The organism is Comamonas odontotermitis, from assembly GCF_040396735.1.
Taxonomy (GTDB): domain Bacteria; phylum Pseudomonadota; class Gammaproteobacteria; order Burkholderiales; family Burkholderiaceae_C; genus Comamonas; species Comamonas odontotermitis_C.
In genome coordinates this window covers 80163-86162 of sequence record NZ_JBEBNZ010000019.1, presented here as the reverse complement: position 1 = coordinate 86162, position 6000 = coordinate 80163, and the positions used below count along the sequence as shown (strand labels likewise).

The 6000-nt window shown below is 62.6% G+C and carries 5 protein-coding genes; 2 read left to right on the top strand and 3 right to left on the bottom strand.

Annotated features, from left to right (window positions below):
* Positions 1–1130, bottom strand: a 1130-nt coding sequence (locus ACH2DG_RS15890) for an alkaline phosphatase D family protein (RefSeq protein WP_395027337.1), incomplete at its 3' end; no start/stop codon positions are given.
* Between the two features lie 312 nt (positions 1131–1442).
* On the opposite strand from ACH2DG_RS15890, the gene ACH2DG_RS15885 reads away from it, so the two are divergent.
* Together ACH2DG_RS15885 and ACH2DG_RS15880 are read left to right on the top strand one after the other, a co-directional pair.
* Positions 1443–2804 carry an aspartate aminotransferase family protein gene (locus ACH2DG_RS15885; RefSeq protein ID WP_395027336.1) on the top strand — a complete coding sequence of 454 codons (1362 nt, stop codon included), beginning with the start codon at positions 1443–1445 and terminating at the stop codon, positions 2802–2804.
* Positions 2805–2885: 81 nt separating this feature from the next.
* Positions 2886–4403: a CoA-acylating methylmalonate-semialdehyde dehydrogenase gene (locus ACH2DG_RS15880; RefSeq protein ID WP_395027335.1), complete on the top strand. Its 1518-nt coding sequence runs from the start codon at positions 2886–2888 to the stop codon at positions 4401–4403.
* A gap of 206 nt (positions 4404–4609) precedes the next feature.
* Here ACH2DG_RS15880 and ACH2DG_RS15875 read toward each other — a convergent pair whose 3' ends face one another.
* Positions 4610–4978 (bottom strand): hypothetical protein, encoded by a 369-nt coding sequence (locus tag ACH2DG_RS15875; RefSeq protein ID WP_395027334.1) that lies wholly within the window; start codon positions 4976–4978, stop codon positions 4610–4612.
* A gap of 146 nt (positions 4979–5124) precedes the next feature.
* The gene (locus ACH2DG_RS15870) at positions 5125–5757 is read right to left on the bottom strand and encodes a hypothetical protein (RefSeq protein WP_224150796.1); all 633 of its coding nucleotides are present in this window, start codon (positions 5755–5757) and stop codon (positions 5125–5127) included.
* Between the last annotated feature and the right edge of the window lie 243 nt (positions 5758–6000).

Below are 6000 nucleotides of genomic sequence, written 5' to 3'. Positions count from 1 at the left end.
GGCATGTCGGCGGCAATCAGCTTCCAGGTGGCGGTGCTGGCCTTGAGGCCCGCCAACAGCCAGTCGAGCTGGGGGCGGCCGAGGAAGTCCGTCTCCGCGCTCTCCACCGTCTGCAGGTTGTGGGTGTTGGGGCCACGGTAGGTGCGCATGTCCAGCACAAAGATGTCGGCCAGCGGCCCTTGGGGCAGGTGGCGGTATACGCGCTGCTGCTCGGCGGCGCCGAAGGGGCGCATGGGGGCGTATTCCATGAAGGCGCGGCGGCCCCGGGCGGTGAGCAGGTGCACGTTCTTCTCGGTGTAGCGCTTGTCATTGGCAACGCTCTTGCTGTCCGAGTAGTTGTTGGTGACCTCGTGGTCATCCCACTGCCAGATCTGTGCGACCTCGCTGCCCAGCGCACGCACGTTGCGGTCCATCAGGTTGTAGCGGTAGCGGCCCCGGTACTCGTCAAGCGTTTCGGCCACCTTGGCCACCTGGGGTGTCACCAGATTCTTCCAGGTGCCGCCATCGGGCAGGGCGATGGTCTCGGAGATGGGGCCGTCGGCGTAGATGGTGTCGCCGCTGTGCAGAAAGACATCGGGGTTGGTCTTGCGCATTTCGTTATAGATGCGCATGCCACCCATGCCTTCATTGATGCCGTAGCCCTGGCCTACCGTATCGCCGCTCCACACCAGACGGAAAGGGCGCGTGGCCGGCCCCTGGCTTGCCAGCGGCGTGCGGAAATGCCCTTGCACGGCAGGTGCGCGGGTGTTGCTGCTGGCCAGGTCATCGAGCACCACGCGGTAGAAGATGTCCTGCCCGGCGGGCAGGCCCTGCAGATCGACGCGGCCGGTGCCGTCGGTATCGGGCAGCAGGTCGGGGCCGCGCACCAGGGTGCTTTGGGCAAAGCTGCTGGTGGTGGACCATTCCACCCGCATGCGCGCTTCGCGGCTGGCGCGGGCCCAGACGATGGCGCTGTTGGCCAGCACATCGCCGCTTTGCAGGCCTGACAGCAGCAGGGGCCGTGCGGCATCATGCGTGATGGCGGCGGGCGCTGTCTGCGCGCGCAGAATGCCGGGCAGCAGGCTGGTGCCCGCTATGGCGGTGGACGAGAGCAGAAAGCGGCGGCGGGCGGATGGATCGTGGGAAGACATGTCGGTTTTATCGGTGGCAGCAAAACCGCCACCTTAGCCAGACCGTGTGACGCGCTGATGAAGCATGAAACAGTGCCTTGACGCTTTCTGTATATGCGCTAATAGCTACATTATTGATAGCTGAAAAGCTTGAGGGCAGTGCCGCATGCCTGAGGCGTCCTGGCGCGCCCCCGCCGGTTTTGTCACCGGTTTTACTTGCGAAAAACCGCAAGTGAGCTTTGATATGTCAATATTTGAATAAGAAAAAAACCGGCCCACAATGGCACATCCACACTGGAGAACACAGGACGCCGCCGTTCCAAGGAGAAACCCATGAGCTTTGTGCAGATCGACGAAAAGACCGCAGGCGCCGCGCTGCGCACCGACGCCGCCTGGCTGGAGGCGCACTGGATGCCGTTCACCGGCAACCGCAACTTCAAGGCCAAGCCGCGCATGATCGTGGGCGGCCAAGGCGCCTACTACACCGATGGTGAAGGCCGCAAGATTTTTGACGGCCTGTCGGGCCTGTGGTGTTCGGGCATTGGCCATGGCCGCAAGGAAGTGGCAGAAGCCATCGGCAAGGCCGCGCTGCAGCTCGATTACGCGCCCGCCTTCCAGTTCGGCCATCCTGCCTCGTTCGCACTGGCCAACAAGATCAAGGAACACACGCCTGCAGGGCTGGATCACGTGTTCTTCACAGGCTCCGGCTCGGAAGCTGCCGACACCTCGCTGAAAATGGTGCGCGCGTACTGGCGCCTCAAGGGCCAGGCCAGCAAGACGGTGCTGATCGGCCGCGAAAAGGGCTACCACGGCGTCAACTACGGCGGCATCTCGGTGGGCGGCATCGGCGGCAACCGCAAGATGTTTGGCCAGGGCATTGCGGCAGACCACCTGCCCCACACCCAGCCACCGGCCGGCACCTTCCAGAAGGGCATGGCTGAAGACGGCGGTCGCGCGCTGGCCGACAAGCTGCTCGATGTGATCGCCCTGCACGACGCGAGCAATATCGCAGCCGTGATCGTTGAGCCCTTCTCAGGCTCGGCAGGCGTGGTGATTCCGCCCAAGGGCTATCTGGAGCGCATCCGCGAAATCTGCACGCAGAACAACATCCTGCTGATTTTTGATGAAGTCATCACCGGTTTTGGCCGCTGCGGCGCCTGGACGGGCTCGGAAGCCTTTGGCGTGGTGCCCGACATCCTGAACTTTGCCAAGCAGGTGACCAACGGCGCGCAACCGCTGGGCGGCTGCGTGGTCACCAAGGAAATCTACGACACCTTCATGGCCGCAGGCGGGCCGGAATACATGCTGGAGTTTGCCCACGGCTACACCTACTCGGCCCACCCCGTGGCCTGTGCGGCTGGCGTGGCGGTGATGGACATCCTGGAGAAGGAAGACATGCCCGGCCGCGTGAAGGCGCTGGCGCCTTACTTCGAAAATGCCGTGCACAGCTTGAAGGGCGCCAAGCACATCATCGACATCCGCAACTACGGGCTGGCAGCGGGCTTTACCATTGCGCCAGTGCCAGGCGAGCCTGCCAAGCGCCCTTATGAGATAGCGATGAAGTGCTGGGAAAAGGGCTTCTACGTGCGCTATGGCGGCGACACGATTCAGCTGGCGCCTCCGTTCATCAGCGAAAAGGCTGAAATCGACCGCCTGATCAACGCCCTGGGCGACGCGCTGGCGGAAGTGAACTAAATTACTATAAAACCAATAGCTGCTGGCGCTCTTGTGTAGGGCGCTGGTGCCGTTTTTGATTTGAATCCAAGAGAGATTGTGATGAACCACGACAAGAATGTGACCGCCACCGTTGGCCACTTGATCGACGGCAAGATCGTGCACGATGGCGGCCGCACCCAGCCTGTGTTCAACCCCGCCACCGGCCAGTCGACCGTGAGCGTCGAGCTGGCCAGCAAGGCCACGGTGGAAGCGGCCATCGCCTCGGGCGAAAAGGCTTTCCCCGCATGGCGCAACACGCCGCCGCTCAAGCGCGCACGTGTGATGGGCAAGCTCAAGGTGCTGCTGGAAGAAAACGCCGACAAGATTGCCGCGATGATCACCGCCGAACACGGCAAGGTGCTGGCCGATGCACATGGCGAGCTGCAGCGCGGTATCGAGAACGTGGAATTTGCCAGCTACGCGCCTGAACTGCTCAAGGGCGAGCACAGCCGCAACGTGGGCCCCAATATCGATAGCTGGAGCGAGTTCCAGGCGCTGGGCGTTACGGCAGGCATCACGCCGTTCAACTTTCCAGCCATGGTGCCGCTGTGGATGTGGCCCATGGCCGTGGCCTGCGGCAACAGTTTTGTCCTGAAACCTTCCGAGCGCGACCCTACCAGCGCCCTGTTCATTGCCCAATTGGCGCTGGAAGCGGGCCTGCCGCCCGGCGTGCTGAACGTGGTCAACGGTGACAAGGAAGCGGTGGACACGCTGCTGCACGACCCGCGCGTCAAGGCCGTGAGCTTTGTCGGATCGACTCCGATTGCCGAATACATCTATGGCGAAGGCTGCAAGAGCGGCAAGCGCGTGCAGGCCCTGGGCGGCGCCAAGAACCACGCCGTGGTCATGCCCGATGCCGATGTCGCCAACGCCGTGAACGCCATGATGGGCGCCGCCTATGGCTCCTGTGGCGAGCGCTGCATGGCAGTGCCACTGATCGTCTGTGTGGGCGATGAGGTGGCCGAAAAGATGATTGCCGGCCTCAAGACCGAAATCGCCAAGATGAAGGTCGGCCCCGGTACCGACAACGCCAACGACATGGGCCCGCTGGTCACCAAGCCGCATTTCGAGAAGGTGAAGGCGTATGTGGACAGCGGTGTTGCCGAGGGCGCGCAACTGCTGATCGATGGCCGCACGCTCAAGGTGGCGGGCCACGAAGAAGGCTACTTCCTCGGTCCCTGCCTGTTTGATGGCGTCAAGCCCGGCATGAAGATCTACCAGGAAGAAATCTTCGGCCCCGTGCTCGGCATCGTGCGCGTGAAGACGCTGCAGGAGGCAATGCAGCTCATCGACGACCACGAATACGGCAACGGCACCTGCATTTTCACCCGCGACGGCGAGGCTGCACGCTACTTCACCGACCACATCCAGGTTGGCATGGTGGGTGTGAACGTGCCCCTGCCAGTGCCCGTGGCCTACCATTCCTTCGGCGGCTGGAAGCGCAGCCTGTTCGGCGATCTGCACGCCTACGGCCCCGATGCCGTGCGTTTCTACACCAAGCGCAAGACGATCACCCAGCGCTGGCCCTCGGCAGGGGTGCGCGAAGGCGCGGTGTTCAGCTTTCCCAGCAGCCGCTGACCGCCCGTCTGGCGCAGCAAAAAACCACAAGGGCGCCTATGGGCGCCCTTTGTCATGGTGCGTGCAGGCCTGATCGGTTTGCGTCATTCGTGGTACAGGTATGGCGATAATGGCCGCCAGCGCTGGCCCATCAAGCACCAATCGCTATCAAAATAATAGTTGAAAACCTTTGAGGCGGTCAACCGCACCGCGTTATGCCGTGTGGCCTATTTGCCGTCCCCGTCATGCTGCGCGCCCTTGCTGTCGGTGATGGCAGCGCCCATGCCTGCGGCGGGGTTGACGCCTCCGCCCTGCGCATCGGTAGGGGTTGCGCTGCCGCTGGGTGTATTGGCTGAGGCCAGCGGCACTGCAGGTGGCAAAGGCTCCTTGGTATCGGCCTTGGCATGCGGCAGCACATCGTGCGACTTGACGATGGGGTCGTTGAACAGGGGTTTGTCGGGCACGGGCTGTATCTGCGCCGCCACGGTGCCTGGCGGTGCCGCGGCATGAACGGAATGCGCCTGGTCGCAGGCGCTCAGCAGTGCGGCGCTGGACAGCAGCAGGGCCACCAGGGCCGTTTGCGAAGATTGTGGCATGTGTTCCCCTTTTTTCCAGTCAACAGCAGTGCCTGCGGCACACGCTCGGTGGAGCCATTGTGCAGGGGCGAGAGCCATGGCGTTGTCAGCCGATGGCTGCAATTGCGTGCAGGATTGCGGCGGAAATCAGGGCTTTCGACAGGTGCTTAACGCTGGCCCGTGAGCGCCAGATAGGCGTTGCGCGTGGCGGGCGATACGCTCTGCACTACCTGCTCGTAGGTGGTCTGGTTGCGCAGCTGCATGCGCGCGGAGGCCACTGCCTTGGATTTGCAGTACCAGTGGCAGGTGTGCTGCATCAGGTACATCTCGGCCAGCAAGGTGTAGGCGCGTTCCTTGGGGCTGCGGCCCTCGGCGTTGGCCACCACGGCGGCAATGCCGTCTGCGTGGATGCGAATGGCCGTGCGCAGGTCAAAACTGCCCCGGTCGCCCTGCAGTTTTTCGATCAACCGGGCAAACGGAAAGCCCAGCGCCTGGGTGCCGATGCGGAAGGTGGCGCCGTTGGCGGGTTCGGGCGCCTTGGCCAGCGCGTCGGCAAAATTGCCGAACTGGCTTGCCAGGCTGTTTTCCACCGGCTGCTGCAACTCCCAGATCTGCTGCTGGCGCGCGGGGTCCTTTTCGTCGAGCGCGCGCATATAGCTGCCCACCAGGCGCTCCATCAGCTTTTCAATGTCGTAATTACGCAAAAAATGCGCCAGCACGGCAATACGCTGCTTTTGGGCCTTGGTGCGCAGCACAAAGCTCACGACCAAAATAAGAAGAACCAGTAGCAACAAATCCATGACAGGTGGGCCCAAGCGGCCAGAAATAGCGCAAATATGCATTCTATCGGCAGCAGGCTCCTGCCGTGTGGCCGGGCATCTATTTCATGGCTGTATAAGAAACAGAAACGTACTCTGGAGGCACTGCGTTTTGTTGCAGTGCAGCGAGTCCATCACAAAAGGTCATAACTCTTTTTCATGGGACTTGGCGGCTTTCGCAATGCGGCATGATGAGGCCTGCGCCTACAATGGCCTGCAGTGGCG